The sequence below is a fragment of the Halobellus captivus genome (genome assembly GCF_003697845.1).
Classification (GTDB): domain Archaea; phylum Halobacteriota; class Halobacteria; order Halobacteriales; family Haloferacaceae; genus Halorubrum; species Halorubrum glutamatedens.
Genome location: NZ_RDQE01000019.1, coordinates 1 through 19,685, shown reverse-complemented (window position 1 = coordinate 19,685; position 19,685 = coordinate 1). Strand labels below are relative to the sequence as shown.

Annotated in this window: 21 protein-coding genes and 1 tRNA gene; 18 read left to right on the top strand and 4 right to left on the bottom strand. The window is 56.4% G+C overall.

Features of this window, described 5'->3' with window-relative positions:
- Positions 1-1,431, bottom strand: a complete 1,431-nt coding sequence (locus EAO78_RS16380; RefSeq protein WP_122106859.1) for an MATE family efflux transporter — start codon at positions 1,429-1,431, stop codon at positions 1-3.
- A 475-nt stretch (positions 1,432-1,906) separates the two neighbouring features.
- Here EAO78_RS16380 and phoU point away from each other — a divergent pair, with 475 nt between their 5' ends.
- From phoU to EAO78_RS16350, 6 genes are all read left to right on the top strand, one after another.
- Positions 1,907-2,581 (top strand): phosphate signaling complex protein PhoU, encoded by a 675-nt coding sequence (gene phoU / locus EAO78_RS16375; protein ID WP_122106858.1) that lies wholly within the window; start codon positions 1,907-1,909, stop codon positions 2,579-2,581.
- Positions 2,582-2,656: 75 nt separating this feature from the next.
- Positions 2,657-3,052: an acyl-CoA thioesterase gene (locus EAO78_RS16370; protein WP_122106857.1), complete on the top strand. Its 396-nt coding sequence runs from the start codon at positions 2,657-2,659 to the stop codon at positions 3,050-3,052.
- Positions 3,053-3,118: 66 nt separating this feature from the next.
- Positions 3,119-3,358 carry a glutaredoxin family protein gene (locus tag EAO78_RS16365; protein ID WP_122106856.1) on the top strand — a complete coding sequence of 80 codons (240 nt, stop codon included), beginning with the start codon at positions 3,119-3,121 and terminating at the stop codon, positions 3,356-3,358.
- Positions 3,355-3,888 carry a cob(I)yrinic acid a,c-diamide adenosyltransferase gene (locus EAO78_RS16360; RefSeq protein ID WP_122106855.1) on the top strand — a complete coding sequence of 178 codons (534 nt, stop codon included), beginning with the start codon at positions 3,355-3,357 and terminating at the stop codon, positions 3,886-3,888. Before EAO78_RS16365 ends, EAO78_RS16360 begins: the two co-directional genes overlap by 4 nt.
- Positions 3,889-3,953: 65 nt before the next feature.
- Positions 3,954-4,232, top strand: coding sequence for a DUF7553 family protein (locus tag EAO78_RS16355; protein ID WP_122106854.1), 279 nt, complete (start codon positions 3,954-3,956; stop codon positions 4,230-4,232).
- Positions 4,233-4,310: 78 nt separating this feature from the next.
- A tRNA-Val gene (locus EAO78_RS16350) sits at positions 4,311-4,385 on the top strand.
- 861 nt (positions 4,386-5,246) lie between these two features.
- Here EAO78_RS16350 and EAO78_RS16345 read toward each other — a convergent pair.
- The gene (locus tag EAO78_RS16345; RefSeq protein WP_203227921.1) at positions 5,247-5,897 is read right to left on the bottom strand and encodes a hypothetical protein; all 651 of its coding nucleotides are present in this window, start codon (positions 5,895-5,897) and stop codon (positions 5,247-5,249) included.
- A 271-nt stretch (positions 5,898-6,168) separates the two neighbouring features.
- Between EAO78_RS16345 and EAO78_RS16340 the strand changes: the two genes are divergently transcribed.
- From EAO78_RS16340 to EAO78_RS16305, 10 genes are all read left to right on the top strand, one after another.
- The gene (locus EAO78_RS16340; RefSeq protein WP_122106853.1) at positions 6,169-6,396 is read left to right on the top strand and encodes a helix-turn-helix domain-containing protein; all 228 of its coding nucleotides are present in this window, start codon (positions 6,169-6,171) and stop codon (positions 6,394-6,396) included.
- A 1,363-nt stretch (positions 6,397-7,759) separates the two neighbouring features.
- Positions 7,760-11,671 (top strand): Eco57I restriction-modification methylase domain-containing protein, encoded by a 3,912-nt coding sequence (locus EAO78_RS16335; protein ID WP_122106852.1) that lies wholly within the window; start codon positions 7,760-7,762, stop codon positions 11,669-11,671.
- A gap of 116 nt (positions 11,672-11,787) precedes the next feature.
- Positions 11,788-12,423: a DUF3267 domain-containing protein gene (locus EAO78_RS16330; RefSeq protein WP_162498092.1), complete on the top strand. Its 636-nt coding sequence runs from the start codon at positions 11,788-11,790 to the stop codon at positions 12,421-12,423.
- A gap of 156 nt (positions 12,424-12,579) precedes the next feature.
- A complete protein-coding gene (locus EAO78_RS16325; protein WP_122106850.1) occupies positions 12,580-14,274 on the top strand; it encodes a DUF262 domain-containing protein in 1,695 nt (564 codons plus the stop codon).
- Between the two features lie 495 nt (positions 14,275-14,769).
- Positions 14,770-14,910, top strand: coding sequence for a hypothetical protein (locus EAO78_RS18310; RefSeq protein WP_203227920.1), 141 nt, complete (start codon positions 14,770-14,772; stop codon positions 14,908-14,910).
- A 499-nt stretch (positions 14,911-15,409) separates the two neighbouring features.
- Positions 15,410-15,601, top strand: coding sequence for a hypothetical protein (locus EAO78_RS16320; protein ID WP_122106849.1), 192 nt, complete (start codon positions 15,410-15,412; stop codon positions 15,599-15,601).
- A gap of 10 nt (positions 15,602-15,611) precedes the next feature.
- Positions 15,612-15,875 carry a hypothetical protein gene (locus EAO78_RS16315; protein WP_122106848.1) on the top strand — a complete coding sequence of 88 codons (264 nt, stop codon included), beginning with the start codon at positions 15,612-15,614 and terminating at the stop codon, positions 15,873-15,875.
- 141 nt (positions 15,876-16,016) lie between these two features.
- Positions 16,017-16,436, top strand: coding sequence for a hypothetical protein (locus tag EAO78_RS17785; RefSeq protein WP_136516532.1), 420 nt, complete (start codon positions 16,017-16,019; stop codon positions 16,434-16,436).
- 72 nt (positions 16,437-16,508) lie between these two features.
- Positions 16,509-16,964 carry a restriction endonuclease gene (locus tag EAO78_RS16310; RefSeq protein WP_162498091.1) on the top strand — a complete coding sequence of 152 codons (456 nt, stop codon included), beginning with the start codon at positions 16,509-16,511 and terminating at the stop codon, positions 16,962-16,964.
- 1 nt (position 16,965) lies between these two features.
- Positions 16,966-17,172, top strand: a complete 207-nt coding sequence (locus tag EAO78_RS16305; protein WP_122106846.1) for a hypothetical protein — start codon at positions 16,966-16,968, stop codon at positions 17,170-17,172.
- A gap of 12 nt (positions 17,173-17,184) precedes the next feature.
- Here the strand turns inward: EAO78_RS16305 and EAO78_RS16300 are convergent, their stop codons facing one another.
- Together EAO78_RS16300 and EAO78_RS16295 are read right to left on the bottom strand one after the other, a co-directional pair.
- Positions 17,185-17,418, bottom strand: a complete 234-nt coding sequence (locus EAO78_RS16300) for a BRCT domain-containing protein (RefSeq protein ID WP_203227919.1) — start codon at positions 17,416-17,418, stop codon at positions 17,185-17,187.
- Positions 17,419-17,534: 116 nt separating this feature from the next.
- Positions 17,535-18,338, bottom strand: coding sequence for a hypothetical protein (locus tag EAO78_RS16295; protein ID WP_122106845.1), 804 nt, complete (start codon positions 18,336-18,338; stop codon positions 17,535-17,537).
- 296 nt (positions 18,339-18,634) lie between these two features.
- Between EAO78_RS16295 and EAO78_RS17780 the strand changes: the two genes are divergently transcribed.
- Both EAO78_RS17780 and EAO78_RS16285 read left to right on the top strand, forming a co-directional pair.
- A complete protein-coding gene (locus EAO78_RS17780; RefSeq protein ID WP_136516531.1) occupies positions 18,635-19,180 on the top strand; it encodes a hypothetical protein in 546 nt (181 codons plus the stop codon).
- 90 nt (positions 19,181-19,270) lie between these two features.
- Positions 19,271-19,615 carry a hypothetical protein gene (locus EAO78_RS16285; protein WP_122106843.1) on the top strand — a complete coding sequence of 115 codons (345 nt, stop codon included), beginning with the start codon at positions 19,271-19,273 and terminating at the stop codon, positions 19,613-19,615.
- Positions 19,616-19,685 lie beyond the last annotated feature (70 nt).

The following is a 19,685-nucleotide window of genomic DNA, read 5'->3' as shown; positions in this document are numbered from 1 at the left end:
TCAGTCGTCGTCCGCACTGGTCCGGTAGCGGCGGCTGACGACCTTCCAGCGGCCGGACCGGAACAGTCCGTAGTTGATGAGGCCCGGAACGAACGGCTCCAGGATCAGCGCCAGGTGGAGCCCGACGACGCCGAGCGGCGTGACCAGCCCGACGAGCGCGGCCGGCAGCGCGAAGGCGTACCGACCCAGCAGCGAGGCGACGAAGGGCCATCGCGTGTCTCCGGCGCCCACGAGCGCGCCCGAGGCCGTTCCGTCGAGCCCGAGGCCGACCGCGCTCACGGCGGCGACGGCGACGAACGTCGCGGTCGCGGCGACCTCCTCGGGTCCGGAGACGAAGAGCTCCGCGAGCGGCGACGCCAGGAGAACCACGACCGCGGCGAGAAGCACGTAGATCACCATCGACAGTCGGATGATGTCCGCGCCGTACGCGCCGGCCTCGTCCTCCTCGTCGGCCCCGAGCCGCTGGCCGACGAGCGAGCTCGACGCCAGCGACATGCCCCAGTTGACGCTGTTTATCATCGCACGGACCCGCCGTGCGACCTCGAGGGAGGTCACGACGACCGGGCCGAACGAGGCGGCGATCCACAGAAGCGGGAAGACGACGAGCCCCTGGGCGAGCCGGCGGCCGATCTCGGGCGTCGAGACCTCGAGCAGCTGCCGGACGATCGCCACATCGACGACCGGATCGGACACCGCGATCGGTACCGGGCTCGGTTCCATCCCCAAGCGCCCGTACGAGCGCCCGATCATCCCCCAGCCGAGGACGACCGTCACCGCGCCGGTCGAGAGCGTCGTCCCCAGCGCGACCCCGGCGACGCCCATGTCGAGCCCGAAGATGAACAGCGCGCTGAGGACGACGTTGAGCACCGCGCCGCCGGTCCGCGCGACCATCTCGGTGAACGTGTCTCCGACGCCCGTGTACGTCCGGCTGGCGATGAGGTTCAGGGTCTCGAAGAGTACGGCCGGCGTGACGTACAACAAGTAGACGGTGCCGTACCGGAGCGACTCGGGTTCGGCACCGAGAACGCCGATCAGCTCGGGTGCGAACCCCACGAAGAGCCCCATGATCGGCAGCGACAGCGCCACCGCGAGCAGGGCGCTCTGAGTGACCACTCGCGAGGCTCGGCGGGTCCGATCGCCGCCGTAGTTCTGTGAGACGAGACTTACAGTGCCGCCGGCCAATCCGAGTCCCAAGAGAACCACGATACTCCAGTAGCCGAGCGCGAACGCCAATCCTGCCGTTCCGGCGGTGCCGATGGCGATGCCGACCATCGCCAAATCGGCCGTCTGTTTCGACATGATCGCAAAGCCCGTCACCACGCGCGGCCAGGCGAGATCGAGCGTGGGGCGAAACCGCTCGGCGTCGATGATCCCCCAGCGATCGAGAAAACGCCCGAGGGCATCGACCGGATCGTCACGAGGGATCGGCATGTCGGCTACTGTCCCGGACGGCACTTCGCTCTGGCGACTTCCGGAGTCGGTTGCCGGCGTTCGTGGGAAAACGGTCTCCGTGGGAGATCGGCGCTTTCCTCGAGAAGTCAGAGGGGGCATCGTAGCCAACCGGACGTTCCACGATCCTCGATTCGGTCGCGTCGGTCGGTCCGGTCAGTGGAACCGTCGTTCCCGCGACTCCCGCTTTTCGCCGTGTTCGGATTCCACCCTCGGACGCTTCCGATCCGTCCGATGCTCCTCAGGAAGCCCGTTATCTCCACCGCCGATCCCGTTTTCCACGTCGAGGACGAACGAGACGCTCCCGTACGCCCGAAAGAAGCACGGCATCGACACCCGCCGTAGCGGACGATCGTGTACGTCATGGGAGACGACGGCACCAGGGGTGACCACACGTCCGCCGCTGCGCGGTCGCCGACGTGTTTTTAACTGTTCGGCGTGGTCTTCGACCGAGACGATGCCACGGGAACAGTATCAGACGAAGTTGGAGAACCTCCGCGACGACCTCCTCTACATGAGCGAACTCGTCGCCGACCGGCTCAGGATGGGCCTCGACGCTCTCGAACGGCAGGACGCCGAGCTCGGCGAGCGAGTGATCACGGGCGACGCCGAGATCAACGACCTCTATCTGGAGTTGGAACAGCAGTGTACCGACCTCATCGCGCTTCAACAGCCGGTGGCCGGCGACCTGCGGTTCATCGCCGCCTCGTTCAAGATCATCACGGACCTCGAGCGGATCGCTGACCTCGCGACCAACCTCGGCGAGTACGCTGGCGAGGCCGAACACGAGGTGTTTCCCGACGTCGACGTCCAGCGGATCGGCGACGAGACCCTCGAGATGCTCGACGCCGCGATGACGGCCTACGCGGAGTCCGACCCGGATCGCTGTCACGCGGTCGCCGAGATGGACGACGACCTCGACGCGGCGTGTGAGGCGGCGAGCGACCTCGTCGTCCGGGACCTGATAGAACAGAACCACCTCGGCGAGGACGGCGACGTGGAGGCGATGATGTCGAACGTCTCCCGTCTGCTGTTGACGATCCGCGACCTCGAACGCGTGGGCGACCACGCGGTCAACATCGCCGCTCGCGCGCTCTACATGATCGAGAACGACGACGAACTGCTCTACTAGCCGGCGTACCGTCCCCGTCTCCCGGTCGATCGCCGCTTCCGACGCGTACATACCACGGTCCGGTGAGAAACGGACATGAGCACGTACACCACGGACGTTCCCGTTCGCTTCCGCGACATCGACGCGATGGGGCACGTGAACAACGCCGTGTACGCGACGTATCTCGAACAGGCGCGGACGGACTACTTCCGGGACGTCCTCGAGGCGGACCTCTCGGCGGTCGCGACCGTCCTCGCGTCGGTGTCGATCCAGTTCCGGAGACCGGTCGAACTGATGGACGGTGCGGTTACCGTCGAGATCGACGTGCCCGAACTCGGCCGGTCGAGCGTGCCGATGACCTACGAGATCCGAGCGGGAGGGGGGGTCGTCGCCGAGGCGGAGTCCGTCCAGGTCGCCGTCGACGACGGCGGTTCCTCCCGCCCGATCCCCGACGAATACCGGGAGACGATCGAGACGTATCACGGGGTCTGAGAGCCGATCGTCTCCTCCCCTGGCCGAACACGCACTTTCTTGCCCGCGCGGGTCCACGTTCCGCCCATGTCGATCCGACTGTACGCCCTCGAGGGATGTCCGTGGTGTGAGAAGGTTCACGACGCGCTCGCCGACGCCGGGATCGAGTACGAGACGACGTGGGTCGACGCGTTACACTCCGACCGCAACGAGGTGAAACGCGTGAGCGGCCAGCGCGGGGTTCCGGTCCTGATCGACGAGGAGCGCGGGGTGACGATGGCCGAGAGCGCGAACGTCCTCGAGTACGTCGACCGGACGCTCGAATGACGATATACACCGGTCGCGGCGACGACGGCGAGACGGACCTGCGCGACATGAGTCGGGTGTCGAAGACCAGCAGCCGGATCGAGGCCTACGGCACCGTCGACGAGGCGAACGCGCTCCTCGGGACGGTCCGTCCGACCGGCCACGCCGACCTCGATGACCTCCTCGAGACCGTCCAGAACCACCTCCACGTGGTCCAGGCGGACCTCGCGAACCCGGACCCGTCCCCCGACGATCCGGCCGTCGAGCCGGAACACGTCGAGACGCTGGAGGCGCGGATCGACGAGTTCGACGAGGAACTGGAGCCGCTGCGGTCGTTCGTCCTTCCCGGCGGCGGGCGGGCCGGCGCGGCCCTCCACCATGCCCGGACGGTGGTCCGCCGCGCGGAGCGACGAGCCGTCGATCTCGCCCGGTCCGAGCCGATAAACGAGGCCGTCGTCACCTATCTCAACCGGCTCTCGGACCTGCTCTTCACGCTCGGCCGGGTCGCGAACGCGCGCGACGGCGAGCCCGAGGAGTCGCCGTCGTACTGACGGGACACGTCGGATTCGCCGGGATCGCCACAAAGCCTATATTCGTCCTTCACTAAAGGACAGATATGAGCAAGCACTTCGAGGACGCACGATACTATCTCGGTCGAGCCGCAGAGCACGCGAAGGCGGGAGTCAACGAGGAGCTCGAACCCCTCCAGGAGCGGGTCTCGAAGCTCGTCGGCGACGAGCCCGAGGAGGAGCCGGAGCCGTCGCGGCTGGAGAAGCTCCAGGCGGACCTGAAGGCGCTCGAGGAGCGCGCCGAGGGCGAGGCGCGGGAGGCCGTGGGGTCGGCTCGCGAGCGGGTCGAGGCGTACCGCAAACGCGGCGAGCAGTCGGCCGAATAGACGCGAACCACCGCAGCAGTTCGACTTTACGCGACAAAGCAACTCTTAAGTCCCGACATCGGAAAGACTGAATCGTCCGGGTCGGTGGTCTAGTCCGGTTATGACGGCTCCTTCACACGGAGCAGGTCGGCGGTTCGAATCCGCCCCGACCCACTTTTTGCCTAAACTGCTTTGAAGGAGCCTGTACTGTCGCATTACGGTGGTTTGGGTCTGAGACCTCGAATCCAATTCAACCGTTGAGCGGTTGGTTCCCTCTGGTCCGGTCGCCGTCCCACGGTTAGCAAAAAGGAGGGTCCGACAGACAATAAGTTTACACTCCGAATCTTTGACCGCCCGGAAGAGCAATAGTGGTCACAGCTGCGATGAGGGTAGAGATACGACTCTAACCAGCGTTTGGAGTTAGAACAGAATCCTATCGGGTTTGATACTACACTCCCCACGACATCCAGATTCGACTCGAAAACGCGACCTCCAATGTGATGGTACAAGACCATGTAACGAGGGGAGAGGCATTCGGGAACTCTGTGCCCTGTGATGGTCACAGGATACCATTCAGGTACCTGGGGTATCTAGCGAGCCATAGCTGACCGCACGCTCTTAGTGACGACATTCTTCGTTCCTGACCCAAGGCGTGAGTTAGGTCTCGACTCCGATGAGGCGGGAGACTTGTCCGACTTCGGTGGTCACTACGCCGCTATCACCAAATCTATCCTAACAACGGTCACGCACTACTGGGTGTTTCCGCCAAGTATCCGCCAGACGCCTTCGGTACCGACCGAACGGGGTTGGCATATAGACCAGAGGGTTCAGATGATGTATTTGCAGTGTTCACAATATCCGTCAGTTATCCCGAGTAGGTGGAGTAGGTATACACTGATAGAAGAGCAAAGATTCTGAACCGGTCTCCCCTCCCGTACTGACTTCAGGTCAGCGGATGTGGGGCCACATCTCTGTTCTGAGTTCACTCAGCAACCGGGAGGTTACGTCAGCCGTGACTTTACGGGGTCCACTGGACTACTGTCTCGACGTATCCTCGGTATCTTCATCGCTGGTGGCTGCCTCAATGGCCTCCTCCAACGAGGTGGGAATGTCGTGTCGGCTCTCGACCTGGTCCATTCCAGTCCCGAGGAGGTGAGCGCGCGCTCGCTGCGCTTCTTCATGCTTGTCGTTGGCGAGCAGTTCGGCGATGTACCGGTAGACACTGGTAGCCGGGATATGCGAATCCCCCGATAGTTCCTCATCCTCGGTCCAGTCGTGCACAACACCCTGGACGTTTCCGTCGTCGTCTACAGCGACTCGGGGGAAGTCCTCGGGGTCATGGAAGTCGTTGGCGTTGCGGGGGTGGTTCTTCCGTCCTTCGACCTGTCCGAGGTGGATACGGACACCCTCCTTGCCGTCGAATACTTCCGAACAATAGGGACAGAACCGGGCTACTTTTTCGCTGTCGCGTTCGGTCGGATACTCCATTCGGACAGATTTAGTACCAGCTGTTTCGAGGTCGTCAAATGAGATGTCATCTGGAACTTCTCCCTGCGGTCCGTGCCCCTCGCCTGCGCTCTGACGAACGTGCAGGTAGATGCCCCGAGCCAGTACTTCCTTGTTACATCCCTTGACCGGACAGTTTACTGTTCGTTCCTCGTTTTCGTGTGCATCCCGGTCCGTCATTGGTTCTCACTCCGATGACGGACGGGACCTGTGAGACGGCTAGTATTGCTTACGTAGTGCTGTTCGACACGCTCAAGTCGGTGGCTTACTGATGCTCGCATGGTCTTCTGGTGGCTAGAAGGCCGTGTCCGGCGTTCCAGCGCCGGGCGTTCTCGTGATGAGTTACGCCCCAAGGAGACCCGACCTTCTGTTTATTTCCTATGTAGGCAAACCACTTAGTAGTTTTCCTTTATGGGAAATGAATTAGTGGGTTGAAACACAAGGTCTTCTAATGACTGACTCCGAGAACCCAGGAGCCGATGCGCGTCGCAAATACGGGGACGAAGATTTCATCGCTTGCATCAAAAAGCTAGAACCCGCATCTACGAGTGAAGTCGCTGAGGCTGTCGGATGTACTCGCCGAACCGCAGATTACCGACTGAAACAACTCCAAGACGAAGACCGCGTTGATTCGAAGATGGCCGGGAACTCACTTATTTGGTATCTGACCGAGGAGTGACCGAGCCACTCGAATTTCACAGACACATTGGAAAAGCAAACGGACCCTATGGAGGGTGGTCTTTAAAATCTCTATAGGACGCATCATTTTGGAAGACCATCTCAGTGCCTAATTAACAGATTAATATATTACTATGAGATTTGTCATATTGGCAAGTGAGTGTGGATAGCTATGGTGAAGTCATGGCCGACTTCATGACTTCATGCTGGTCTGTCCCCTAGTGGATGTCCTACTGGGGATAACCTAAAGGGGAAGACACAGATGGGGTAACCCTGTTTGTTATAACCTAAAAGGGAAGACACAGATGGGGTAACCCTGTTTGTTAGAACCATGGTACTAGAACCAAGTAGACTCTTACTGGTGTACAAATTCCCCCTCATCGGTGTTAGAACCACGGTACTAGAACCAAGTAGACCCCTACTGGTGTACACTAACGAGTACTAATCCCCCGACTCATCGGTGTTAGAACCACGGTATTAGAACCCAAGGGCTGAACCCCTAGTATTTAACCCCTTAGGGTTGCATCCTTCTACCGGGCCGACAGGGACATCTTTGGCAGGCCAGCTCCCCTAAGCCATTCTCGTTCGCTCTAACGGCTTAGACAGCCTACTGAGCGCTTTTTAGCAGTAAGAAGATGTTTCCCCATTCAGGGCTAGAAAAAACGCTGAGAGACGGCGTTGATAGCTTCTGAGTCAACACAAGAAACTGGGATATGTGTTGAGCTGATGATAGCGACAAGTCATGGTAGTCGACTTTTATATATGAAAACTGACCTAAAATATGTTTGGTAATTTTTCTGGTGTTATAGAGTCAGTGTAGTTCTCCGACCCCTTCGGGGTTAATACACGAGCGGGGTTCACCCCCCATTTGTGTTGGTAACCTGGCTCGCACAGTTTTTGAATTTGACCTGAATTTTGGGGGGTTACACATCGGTCAGTTATACTGAGACAACACCACCGGGGTTGTTTGAGGGGCATCCTTGAAATTGCAGAGCGAGTTAGTTTTAGCAGGGGATACCACCTGCAACCGTCGGTGACCTGTGTGCTTCCGGCGCAGAAATCAGACAGCTCTTGGGACACGGCCCGAGCAAGTGCAGCCGAAGGACACACCCTCCGAGAGACGGGAGGAGGGTGTAGCGGTCCATTGAATGGGACTCGAAGGAAATCACCTCAACGCAGTTGTCGAGCGGTTTTCAGCGCATGACCGCTTCCGGTAGTTGGTTATGAGCCATGACGCCAACGGCGACCTCATCGCATTCTTGCTCGTACAGCAGGTCTCCAAGTTGCCGTGAATCAACTCTCGGTGACCTACTGTCGCCAGAGTGTCGTCAACGTTTATGAGTTGGCAGGAAGGAGTCAGGTACATGCCTGAGGTGTCTTCGTTTTTTGATTCCCTCGACGCTATCGGCTCGCGTACCGATGGCGACATGAGTGAGCGCGACGTGGAGAATCTGTTCCTCGAAACCGGATTCTACGACGCGTTAGGATACGAGGGAACTGGAACCGACATCCGGAGCGAGTTCACGCTCCCGGACAATCGCCGTCCGGACTACATCACTCTCGATACGAACGAGGCAGTCACCGCAGTCTACGAGTTCAAGACTACCGGACGAGACCTCGACGGTCACGAAGACCAACTGTTTCACTACATCGACAACCTCCGAGCGGAATACGGTGTGTTGACGAATGGGAACGAACTCCGGCTGTACCGCCGAGGAGAAGACAGCCCGATTGCGGAGGTCTCGCTCGGTTCGGTCGCGGAAAGTGACGCCCGAGACCTGTTTAGCGCACTTCAGAAACGCGAGTTCGACCTCACGGACCCCGACGACGTGAATCAGTTCCTCGCCGACCTCGACCCCATCCCATTGGACCAGCAGGCCGAACTCGGTCAGGAACACTTCTTCGACACCTTCCGACTTGAAGCGGACAGCCCCTTCGCCAACCTCGTTACGGGGATGATGGACCTGCTTCACGAACTCCGCGACGAGCAGGAGGCCAAGTTCGTGAAGGGGGCCTACGACTTTTGGGAAGCCACCTACGCAGACGAGCCGGACGAAGTCCCCGACTCGTGGGAGCCGTTCACCGATGGGACACAGTCGCTTCGTGACTTCATGTTCTGTCTGGAGAGCGGACACGCACTTCTGGCTCGGCTTCTACTGGCAAAGGCGACAGAAGACCACGAGTTCTTCGCCGGAACCGGCTACAACGGGATGGACGACTACTTCCGTGGTCTTCAGGGGTTCAGTGACACCATCAACCTCGACGCGTTCCCCGTCGCCGCCGACAACCTCATCGACGACATGCAGGACCAGTTGGTCGAGGGGCTGTTCCAAGACGACATCTTCGTGTGGTGGACCGACGGGTACGCCGAACAATTGGCGAGGGGCCATGAGACTGGAGCGAGTCAGTTCAGAGAAGTAGCCGAAGGCACGGGGTCAGTCGAGCGCATTAGTGAGGCCACACGAGACCGCTTCTCGCGCGCCGTCGCGGAGGTCTTTTTCAACGTTCTCCGTTTCGACTTCTCGGACGTGGAGGGCGACCTCCTCGGAAACCTCTACCAGCGGTACTTCGACCCGGAGACGCGCAAAGCGCTCGGTGAGTTCTACACGCCACAGCCGGTCATCGACTACATCATGGACGGCGTGGGGTACGAGCGTGGGGTCTCGAACCAGCGTCTCATCGACCCGGCGTGTGGTTCCGGGACTTTCCTCGTCGAAGCCGTTCGCCGGTACATCGACGATGTGGAACGCTACGAGGACGACCCTGATTGGGAGTTTCACCTACAGGACCTCTGTACCCGACCGCGAATCGTCGGTCTCGACATCCACCCGTTCGCCGTGCTGATGGCACAGATTCGCTTCGTGGTTGCGATTCTCCCTGCCTATCGGAAGGCAAAGGGTAGCAATCCAGACTTCACGCTTCGCCGACTCCCCATCTACCGCACGGACACGCTCCGCAACGAGCGTGAACTCACCGGGGCGGACATCGGCGACGACGGAAGCCGTCAGATGACTTGGGACGCGATGACCGAGGACGAGCAGGACGTTCGCATCCCGGTTCCGCTCCCCGTCGAGGTGGACGAGAGCGAGGTCGCCGAAACCGAGGACGGGTTCCTCGTGCGTCGCGTTCGGATGCCCCTGTTCGACACTATCCAGTTGGAGACCGGCGTCAACAACTTCGGCGAATACTTCGCGGCGCTTCAGGGCGTGCTGGACACGGTGAAAGACCACATGGCGCTCGCGGAGGAGTTCGGGGATGACTTCGACTGGTCGTATCAGAGCGGGCTGGAGGAACGCGTCAATCACTACACGGCTCAAGACTACTCGGGAGTCGAGGAGTTCTTCGAGCCGTACGTGGACGACATGCTGGAGAATGTCCGCTACCTCAAAGAGGAGCACAACGACGGGCGGTTGTTCAAGATGTTCGAGGACACCGTGCTGGCCCTCGTCGTCAAGAACTACATGGAGTACGACTACGTCGTCGGAAATCCGCCGTACGTCCGCATCCAGAATCTCCCCGACAGCCAGAAGGAGATGATGGACCAGTTGTACGACTCGACGACCGGGAACTACGACATCTACTGTCCGTTCTACGAGCGCGGTCTCGACTGGCTTCGCGAGGACACGGGGAAACTCGGCTTTATCACGCCGAACCAGTTCATGGTCACGGACTATGGTGAGGGGCTACGCGACGTACTCCTTGACGACCGCATCGAGGAGGTCTACGACTTCCGGGATTCCGGTGTCTTCGAGGATGCGACGAACTACCCGGCCATCGTGATTTTGGAGGACGAACCCGATGAGGCCGCCCGCAACGACAACGAGATTCGGTGCGTCCGGGTAAAAGCCGATACCAACGATGACGAGGAAGATGACCGGGAGTTGGACCGAGCAGTCATTGAATCGGTGCGAGACCATCGTGACGAACCGGGCTACTCGGACGAGTTCATCGACGTGTTCGACTACCCGCAGTCAAAACTCGACACCGAGGACTATTGGGCGCTAATGCCGCCCGAGGAGTTGGAAATCTTCGAGAAACTGGAGACAAACAGTACCGGTGACTTCGGTAGTATCACGGATGCTATCTTCGCCGGAACACAGACGAGCGCGAATAAAGTGTATCTGGTCACACCGGTCAATGCAGGCCGGATAGAACCGGAAGACAGCGGGGATACTGTACGAGTCGTACCGACCGGAGAGAACCGAGAATACGAGATTGAGACGGACCTACTTTGCCCGTGGCTCAAGGGGAAAGACGTTGAGCGCTGGCGTGGAGAGTGGTCGGGTCTTCACGTCATCCTTCCACACTACGTTGAGGAGACGGCAAACGGAACGCAGACGAAAGCGTATGATGAGGAGTATCTCCGCGAGAATCTCCCTCTGACATGGGACTACTTTGAGGCCCATCGCGAGACTTTGGAAGGACGCGAGAGTGGACGGATGCGCGGACAGGATGACTGGTATGCGTTCATCTATCCAAAGAGCCACGAACGATTCGAGAAGCCGAAAATCATCGGCGCTCACATTTCCGAGAGAGCGAGGTTTATGTTGGATAGCGAGGGTATGTGGTATTTCAAAACAGCCTACGGAATTGAGTTAGATGAGCCATACCGCGACCTCACAGAGGAGATGGCTTGCCAGTTGAACTCGAAGGCTCTCGACTTCTACTTCAAGCACATCACGACGGTCAAGATGGGCGGATACTACGAATACCGCTCACAGTACGTCGAGAAACTCCCCTGCCTGACGGAGGACAGCGCGGGCGTCTTCGGGTCGATGCGTGAGACCGCGGGCGAGATAGTGGACACCATCGACCTCAACAGCAGGACCGACCGTTTCCCCGAGGCGTACCTCGGCGACTACGACGGCGAACTCGACTACATCTCCTACGAGTGGCAGACGCGTCGCTATCCGGTGAGTGCCGAGGTACAGGGTGACGTAGAGGACGAGTTCACCGTACAAGCGGGACGCTCAGACACCATCAGCGACCCCGCGATGTACTCCGACGACCGCGAGGCCCGGAAGAAGCGCGCCGAGTACGTCCGCGCCGCCGTGGACGGTCGGAACGTCAAGAGCGGCGAGGAGACCACGATTCCGATTCCGCGAAGCGACAGCGGTGTCGAGGAATTGCTCGACCGGCTGGAGACCGACCGCACCGAGGTCGAGCAGACGGACATCGAGGCGCTCGAAGCCGAGATTGACGATGCGGTCTACGACCTATTCGACCTCACCGAGGAGGAGCGCGAGGTCGTTGAGGACTACCTTGAAGTGTTCTGACTAAAGTCCAATTTGTGATTTCTTTTGCTTCGACGGTAGAGTACGGCGGTTTCTGTTCTTGCTTCATCATGGTATGCCACCACAAGACACTTATTGTTCTGAAAAATAATTTAAATATGCCGATAAACTGGCCACCAGAAGGTCATACGGAGCCGAAGAAATACGAGAGAAGTGAACGTGGAGTTTTCGCTGTCATGCTAGTTTTAATTGGCATATTTGGAGTAACTACCTATCAGCCAATCGCTACTGGGACTGAAACGTACGTCCTTCTGTGGGTAGACTTCGCAGCCAGCATAGGACTTTCCGCTCTCCCCGCTGTTTTTGGGGGTGTTGCCATTTTTGCGGGAGGACTCTTCGTGCTATTCCGTAGAGTTGTCACTCCGATTCACGAGCGGATTCATTATGAAGTGGCTAGGCAGCTGGACCTCAACCCTGATTACGGGTATGAGGAGATGTGGTTTCATAAGAATCCACGCGTTATCGCGCTCTCAACGGGCATCTCCGTCGGAGAAAACATGGCAATGCTCATAGCGCCGTTTGTCGGAATTGGGCTACTGTCGGTGGGAGTTCTCCTCGTCTCTAATGGCCTTGTCGCGGGAGTCGCAGCTATCGTACTGTGGGTCAACTCCGCGTCGTCCGCGCAGGACCTGTATCACTACCTCCGCCTCCTTCGTATGGACCCGGAGACTAAGTTCGCTAACTTCGAGCGAGACGGCGAAATCAGGACGGAGTACGTCGTTCCGGAACAGTAACCGGGTTGCTCGTCCTGAAATTCTGCGGCTCGAAGAATTTTTGATTCTCTGAAGGACCGGTACAGAAAGTTGAGAGTAGTGTTTCGAACGCGACGCACCCATCTAACAGAATACTCAACAGAAATACCTATTACCGAAACCTGTCTTCAAAAGGCCATGAGCGGAAGTCTCGGTATCTCTGCTAACGAGGATACCGTCGAGAGCGTTCTTTCCCGGAACTACCGCTACACCGTTCCGGACTATCAACGCCAGTATTCGTGGGGAGAGGAGCAATGGCGTGCCCTGTGGGAAGACCTCCAAGCGCTCGACGACGGAGAAACACATTTCCTCGGTTCCATCGTTGTTATCGAACGCTCCTCAGGATTGAACGACTTGGACCGACTCGAAGTCGTTGACGGCCAACAGCGGATGGCGACCATCCTCACAATGCTCGCCGTAATGCGCCAGAAGTATCTCGATGAGGGGGAAAGCGGGCAGGCCGACGCAATTCGAAATGAGTACCTGTTCGAGCAGGACCTTGACCAGCAGGAGTACCAAAACCTCACTCTCAGCCGGTACGACAACGACTCGTTCTCAGCGATACTCAACTGTAACTTCGGTCAGGTGGACAACGAAACCCTGAACGAGGCACTCGAATTTTTCGGTTCACGGATTCACGGTCTAACCGTAGAGGAGACGGATACACTCCGAAAGCGGCTGTTGAGTTCTGTCACTCTTGTTTCAATTGAGTGTACCGAGGAACAGTCTGCGTTCCGGCTGTTCGAGACCCTGAATGAGCGGGGATTGGAACTCTCCTCGGTTGACCTGATGAAGAACCATATCTTCAGTATCGCTGCACAAGACGACGATATCGATTACGAAGCGGTCAAGCAGTCGTGGCAAACGACCGTTGACAACACGGTCCCGTACCTCAACAAGCCGAGCCGGTTCTTCCGTCACTACATCATGTCGGCACCGGCTCCGGACTATCCCGACGACGTTTCCGACTACAAACTCTACGACACCTTCCAAGGTATCATCAGCGACGTTCGCGAGTCAGATGACCTCACGCTCGAATCCTATCTGGCTGACGTGGCCAACCAGTCGGAGCTGTATCTACAGATAGTCAACGCGGACATCGACCGATACGACCACGGAGGAAACGAGGCTATCAACGAGAAACTGACGCATCTCCACCACATCAAGTCCGTTCAGGCCCGAACGCTCCTCCTGCGTATCTTCCGAGAGTTTGACAATCCGAACAAGGTTATGGAAGCACTCGGTGTCCTTGAGCGGTTCTTGGTCCGTTGGAAGGTTGCTAACTACGCGACTGGTGGACAGTTGGACCGTATCTATTCTGAACTCTGTTCGACTGTTTTCGATGAAAGCGAACCTATAGAAGAGATGAGAGGATACCTCCGCGGAAAGTACCCGAGTGATGCCGAATTTACGGCTGGTATCGAGAACAAGCGGGTCAAACTCAATAACCGGACAAAGTACATGCTCAAACGAATCGAGGAAGTCCACTACAGCGGGAACGTGGACCGGATGGAAGACTACGACATCGAACACATCGCACCTCGCTCTGCGTACACCGCAACCCGCCATAGTGCGTGGGTTACCGCGTTGAACACTACACAGGCGACGTTCGAACAGCATCGGGACCGGCTCGGGAACCTCACGCTCCTCGAATCGAACAAGAACATCCGAGCGAGCAACGACCCCTTCGAGACAAAAAAGAGTGAGTACACCACGTCGGACATCGCTATGACTCGCTCTGTCGCAGAGACTTACGACAACTGGAACCTCGATACCATCCAAGAACGGACTTCCGAACTCGCTGAAGTCGCCCTGAACATCTGGTCTCTGTAGGATTTTACCACCAAACCAGTATCTATGATGTCTAACGCGGTGAATCAGGTCTAATAGATTCCCTCGGTAATTCGACAAATCCCGAAAAGCGTAGTCAAATCTGGCCAGAATAGAGGGTCGACCCACCAAATAGCTCACACTCCTTGCCGATTGGTGTTCCAATCCCTACCCCCTCTCCACCAGGTCGCTTCCACCCGACCGCGTCGTTCATTCGCCGAGACCCGACGTTCCCAAGCGTTTGGGCCTTCTCACCCAAATCGGCGTGAAGTCGGGGCCAATGCGCGGGCGCATTGGGACAGCTCCGGAGACCGCCGTGAACTTCATCCGTTGAAACCCGATGAGGCTCCGGGGAACAATACACTCTCTTAGAACTCGTTTGTTCGAGGAGAGTGTTACCCCCTTCGCTAAAATACGAAAGTCCAGAAAACGACGCTATTAGTAGTTGTATAAGGACTTGGAGTTCACGGTTAAAACCCCTCGACACGTAGAGAAGGTATGGAACTCACCCCGAGAGAGACAGCCTTTCTGCTCGATGAGATGGACGAGATAGCCAACGACGAAACCAGGTACCCATCCGTCCGAACCGAAGCGAGACGGCTCCGCGAGAAGGCGGAGACCGCGCTCACGGAACAGTAAAACGCGCGGTCGGCTTTCCTCTCCCGAGCGGTTACGACAGCCAGTCTCTTTTGGATACGTATGAACTAGAGCTGGAGCGTCGCCAGCCCTCGGAGTCCTAGTTGTCGCCAACCCCTGGCCTCATCGGATTGGGACGCGTCGAGGTCACTACCGAGGGAGCAGTCGAGACTGTCGTTACAGTATGTGTGAGTTGAACCGATGACCGCCGCGAGAAATTTTCGTTAGACTGTACCACAAGTTCGGCGACCGAGGTAGAGCAGGACAAAAGCAACTTTCACTGGCTCACCGCTTCCAGCAACAGCAGGGGTCGGCTCGACAACGCTGACCGGATGGTCTCGGACGATGAAGTTCTCGAAGAGATGACTAACATCCTCGGCGACATCGAGCGCGAGTTGGAGATACGGCTTAGAACGGAGTAGGCTGTTCACGGCATCATCGGATTACATAGACCATCTGATATCAAGTAGGCTTAAGATGGAACGTTTAGTAGAATCAACTGATGACTGACATCGGAGAAGCCATTTCAGCCGCACTAATTTTGGTGGTAGGGGCTGGAGTGCTCGCCATTATGGCTGGTGCTGATACATCCCTTGTCACCAATTTAATGTCAAGTGGAATAACACTCATCGTCTACGTTGCTATCTTTGGGATTTTTGCGCTGATTCTCCTGAATTTTGTCCAAGAAATTTGAGGTATCAAAAATGTCTGATGAATCTACTTGGACCCGTGTACAGGAGGAAATGCAGAAGGACGGACTTGACCTCCTTGAACAAGTTCTGGCCTTGATTACAGGTGGTGTTCTTGGAGGTAATGCTCTTCGACTCGCAGATGCTAACTTGCCAATTTTGTATGAATTAGGTGCCTATGCGGGTCTTTTCGCTATCGGGTTCTTTGTCCTCGGGACAACACACTTCGTTGTCTCGTACAACCGTGTACTCAGCGCGGATACAGAGGATGAGGACTGAAAGCCTCGTCAATTCATAGTGAATTGGTGTAGAACCCGCCTGGACTCCTGTACTTGAACAAGGCGTAAGTGAGAACCAGACAACGACTATCTATAGATTTAATTGGTATTGTAGAAATCATCTCTGTAGTAGATTACAACGATGGAAGATGAGCAACACTGGTTGGCCTCTTTGGCGGGGACATTTCTTGGTACGACGGTCTTAGGAGCAGTCTCAGAGGTTCTGATTCAGATTGATTTTTTACTCGGAATTATTTGCGGGACAATACTTGGTGGACTTGTTGGAATCGCATTTATGTCTAAAAGATACGGAAAACCAGATAGTGTCCAACAGTGGTTATTCAACAAAGCCGATGATGGATGGACGTTTGTACTGAGAGTATTTGTTGCGACGGTTTCGTTTGGCCTTTTTGGACTCTTCTGGTTTGCTTGGATAGTTTTAGCCCATAGAAGATTTGGCGATGCTACGGTTGATTACTGGCTGGAAAGTGTGCTTTTAGCCATAGTACCGCTCAGTACTCTCGCTCTACTTTGGTTTCTTTACCGTATCTTGTCCGAGTAGGATTATTGCTATTATGCCCCTCTGAGTACTGTTGCCAAAACGATTAATCAACCCTCTGTGTACATGCGACTGATGGGGCTATTCGGAGAACCAGAAGACCCTCCGTGGGACAAGTCTCGATTACAGGAGGTCGGGTGGAGAGAATTGGAGTTGCTTATTGGGGCCGCACTTGACTCCAAAGGATACGATGCAGAGGTTACTCCTGCGGTCAAAGACGGTGGTGTTGACGTAGACGCTGACCGGATTGATGTGTTGAAGTCGATACTTTTCCGGCCGAAAATAGTTCCGCGAAAAAGAAAACTGGTCATTGATGCCAAACAATGGAGCCAGCCCGTAGGAAAAAGACCCGTGGAGAACATCGCAGAGACTGCTGAAGAAAGAGGTGGAACCGGCGTAATTGCCTCTCCATCCGGATTCACTACTTCTGCGAAGGAGATGGCAGATGAAAAGGGGGTAAAACTCTATGATGCTGACAGGATTCTCGAATTACTTAACACAACCGAGGTTGAAGTCCCCGACGTAGAATAACATGCCTCTACCACTCCTCGGTATCGTCGCCGTTGTGGCGGTGGTTAGCGCCATACTCGGTGCTTTTGTAGTCTATCTCGATACTCAGCGCCGGGATGACGACCGCCAGATGCTTTGGACCGGCGTCACGGGACTCGGATTCCTATTTGGCGTTCTGCCCGGTTTACTCCTCATTTCCACCTATTTTGTCGTTTCACGAAAACTCTGAATCAGGGAGTGCTTACACGTCCACGAGGTACTCCTCCCGCCGTTCCATCTGCTCATTCTTCGTCGACTTGTCGTAGTGCCTGTCCATCACTTCGCGGGACATATCTACGCGGTCGGCGGTCACGGCCTTCGGCTGGCCCGCGTTCATCGCCTCGGTGACGTAGCCGCGGCGGAGCGCGTGCGGACTCACCGACGCCGGGCACTTGCTCGCGGTGTGTAGGAAGTCGCCTCCACTCCTGTAGGTCACGTCCTATTGGGAACTCTCCGGTGTAGTGGCACGCGTCAGAGACATATTCGTCCAATCCGAGCAGACGGTGTTATGTGCTACGTGAAGCACAGACACCTATCCGTCTCATAGTGTTTCTACAGACTACCCTGGAGTAGGTGGTTTAGGTTTTTCAGCTCGACCTCGGCTGCCTCCTGAGTCGTATTGGACTGTTCTTCCAGTACCTCTGGGAGGTCTTCAGCAAGTTCGGCGAGGTCCTGATGCGACTGACTCTGGCTACGACCGGCGGATAGCGTCCTGTCGCAGTGAGGCTTGTGTCCGTTGCGGGCTGCTCGCGATTCAAAGCTTTGTCCGCAGTTGCTACATGTGAAAGCTGTAGTATCGTTATCTCCCCCGGCTATCTGGTCATCGTCGAGGAAGCTCGTGAGTGACTGTCGGACCTTCCTCAACTGCTCTCTGAGGTCATCACGTTCTCGTTTCACTTCCTTCTTTTCGGCCCGAAGCTTCTCAACGAGGGTTTGGAGTTCCGACCTGTTCATCTCATCCAAGTCATGGTCCCACACGCTCGGCAACTCGTACTCTGGTGGGAGCCAGATGGGGTCATCACCCTCTTCGCCGAGTCCGAGCTCGGTCAACTGGTGTTCCGGTATCTTACGGACATCACCACGTGGCTCCTCGAAGTGGTCTTTATACTCCGGGAGGTTTCCAGGGAGGTCCCGACAGGTTTCCTTGTATTCCTCTTTCTTTTCGTAGAAGTGGTGGTAGTGCCGAGAGAGTGGGGACCGGTCGGTATCATTTTTCGTCGCTTCCGACTGTTCCAATGCTGGACCGATGTACCTCACTCCGTCTACGTAGAGCCAATACGCCTCGTAGGCGTCAATCCTGCCTCCGAAAACCGAATCGTCATCACGATTCTCATCGGATGGTAGCTCTATATCCAAGGTTAGCCTCCTTTCGAACTATTTTCATGATGAAACTGTAAGTACTCACTGGTACATCGAGTGACATAAGTGTAAGCCCGACAGCGGTTCGTTCAACTACGGTTTCATCCTCACAGCAAAACGAACGCTACGGTGAGCGTTTCTGAGTGTCGTACTTCGCCCATCATCGAGGTGAGTATTTTCCAGATGGTTCTCCGATGACAACTGCACGAACTTCTACTGAATTAAGGCGGTGTGTGGATAACGAATCGTTGTGAGCACCGGGACTAATTAGGTGCCCCATAGTTGTTCCGTGTATGGCGACAAGTTCTACAATACTTGGGTTTCCGGCTCCAGCGGTCATAGGGTTCATCGGGGTTCTAATCGGGGGTCTTCTCCAGCAGGTTGGGTCATATGTAAATACACGCATCCAGCAGAATGCTCAGGATTTGAGACTTCAGTCTCAAGAAAGAATCCGAATCAAAGTAGAATCTTTAGTTTCCCTCTTTGAACAACTGGACGAGACGCATCGTATTTTGAATGACAACGCAAATACGGCGTCTACAAGTCCTTCCTCCCTATCACAGGCTGATTTTCAAAGTGAAATTAAACCTGCCGTTGATGACTACCGAGACACAATGAGAAAGAATCAAATCTATCTTGATGACTCACAGTATTCTGACATGGAGGATTCTTTGGGGCAATTCAGAGAGGCTCTAAACTACATTCAGTGGAAAATCCAAAATGGGAACCAGAATCCTCCGAATCACCGCCAGATGGACTGGAACCAATTCATGCAGGTGTACGAAGACGCGACAGAGACACTACAAGAGGAAATTAATGCTCCAGTGGAGGACAACTAATTCAGAGGACGCTTTTTTCTAATGACTAACGTGGTATCTTTCTTTCTAGTAGTCCAAAGTTTCAATTGAAAACCGTGAGACAGAGTTGGCATGGCCCAGAAAGCTAACGCTTCACTGGAAGATTTCTTGGAATACCTGAGTTGGAGACAAGAGGAAAAGGGCCTGTTTGAGCGGCAATTCATATCAGATGTTCGTGACTTCTTGGTCGAAAACCAGATTCACGCCCAGTCAGAGACTGCCTTCATCGCGTCATTCGCCGCACTCGCCGGCGGCTGGCAAACAAGTGTTGCGGACAAACTGGTGAACGACCTTGGTGTCACTTCTATCGAGGAAGCGCGTCATACGGACCTTTCGCCACTCAAAGATGAGGCGAAGTACCACCCACATCGGAACGCAAATGCGTTCAAAGTCGCTAGTTGTCCACTCTCTCGATAGCGGCGGCAGCAAGAGGCTGGTCTGACATGGTGAGAGCGCCGAAACGAGACGAAGGACACTTTTGGCACTA

Excerpts from the sequence above, each read along its gene's own strand:
- EAO78_RS16380 (WP_122106859.1), bottom strand. The coding sequence starts at position 1,431 with ATGCCGATCCCTCGTGACGATCCGGTCGATGCCCTCGGGCGTTTTCTC.
- phoU (WP_122106858.1), top strand. The coding sequence starts at position 1,907 with ATGCCACGGGAACAGTATCAGACGAAGTTGGAGAACCTCCGCGACGAC.
- EAO78_RS16370 (WP_122106857.1), top strand. The coding sequence starts at position 2,657 with ATGAGCACGTACACCACGGACGTTCCCGTTCGCTTCCGCGACATCGAC.
- EAO78_RS16365 (WP_122106856.1), top strand. The coding sequence starts at position 3,119 with ATGTCGATCCGACTGTACGCCCTCGAGGGATGTCCGTGGTGTGAGAAG.
- EAO78_RS16360 (WP_122106855.1), top strand. The coding sequence starts at position 3,355 with ATGACGATATACACCGGTCGCGGCGACGACGGCGAGACGGACCTGCGC.
- EAO78_RS16355 (WP_122106854.1), top strand. The coding sequence starts at position 3,954 with ATGAGCAAGCACTTCGAGGACGCACGATACTATCTCGGTCGAGCCGCA.
- EAO78_RS16345 (WP_203227921.1), bottom strand. The coding sequence starts at position 5,897 with ATGACGGACCGGGATGCACACGAAAACGAGGAACGAACAGTAAACTGT.
- EAO78_RS16340 (WP_122106853.1), top strand. The coding sequence starts at position 6,169 with ATGACTGACTCCGAGAACCCAGGAGCCGATGCGCGTCGCAAATACGGG.
- EAO78_RS16335 (WP_122106852.1), top strand. The coding sequence starts at position 7,760 with ATGCCTGAGGTGTCTTCGTTTTTTGATTCCCTCGACGCTATCGGCTCG.
- EAO78_RS16330 (WP_162498092.1), top strand. The coding sequence starts at position 11,788 with ATGCCGATAAACTGGCCACCAGAAGGTCATACGGAGCCGAAGAAATAC.
- EAO78_RS16325 (WP_122106850.1), top strand. The coding sequence starts at position 12,580 with ATGAGCGGAAGTCTCGGTATCTCTGCTAACGAGGATACCGTCGAGAGC.
- EAO78_RS18310 (WP_203227920.1), top strand. The coding sequence starts at position 14,770 with ATGGAACTCACCCCGAGAGAGACAGCCTTTCTGCTCGATGAGATGGAC.
- EAO78_RS16320 (WP_122106849.1), top strand. The coding sequence starts at position 15,410 with ATGACTGACATCGGAGAAGCCATTTCAGCCGCACTAATTTTGGTGGTA.
- EAO78_RS16315 (WP_122106848.1), top strand. The coding sequence starts at position 15,612 with ATGTCTGATGAATCTACTTGGACCCGTGTACAGGAGGAAATGCAGAAG.
- EAO78_RS17785 (WP_136516532.1), top strand. The coding sequence starts at position 16,017 with ATGGAAGATGAGCAACACTGGTTGGCCTCTTTGGCGGGGACATTTCTT.
- EAO78_RS16310 (WP_162498091.1), top strand. The coding sequence starts at position 16,509 with ATGGGGCTATTCGGAGAACCAGAAGACCCTCCGTGGGACAAGTCTCGA.
- EAO78_RS16305 (WP_122106846.1), top strand. The coding sequence starts at position 16,966 with ATGCCTCTACCACTCCTCGGTATCGTCGCCGTTGTGGCGGTGGTTAGC.
- EAO78_RS17780 (WP_136516531.1), top strand. The coding sequence starts at position 18,635 with ATGGCGACAAGTTCTACAATACTTGGGTTTCCGGCTCCAGCGGTCATA.
- EAO78_RS16285 (WP_122106843.1), top strand. The coding sequence starts at position 19,271 with ATGGCCCAGAAAGCTAACGCTTCACTGGAAGATTTCTTGGAATACCTG.